Raw genomic sequence first — 241 nt, forward strand, 5'->3', positions numbered from 1 at the left:
CCTTAAATTAGTAGGTGGGGATTCTAGTTCGTTAGGTACAAGATTTGATCAAGCGTATGCTTTAATGCAAGGTTTAACTAGAAACTACTATAATATATTTTTTGGGCAAGGTTTAGGTAGTAAGTTATATATGGTTACCCCTGTCCGGGATTATAGTTCATTTATATACTATGAGCTCCAGTCAATTTATATTTTTTATCAAATAGGAATTGTAGGATTCTTTTTGCTTGTAGTATTACAT

General features: G+C 31.5%; 1 pseudogene. It reads left to right on the forward strand.

From position 1 onward, the window contains the following. Positions 1 to 241 (forward strand): annotated as a pseudogene (locus AB4517_RS22815) (polymerase); the annotation flags it as partial.

The sequence above is a fragment of the Vibrio sp. 10N.222.52.C3 genome (assembly GCF_041474195.1).
Classification (GTDB): domain Bacteria; phylum Pseudomonadota; class Gammaproteobacteria; order Enterobacterales; family Vibrionaceae; genus Vibrio; species Vibrio crassostreae_C.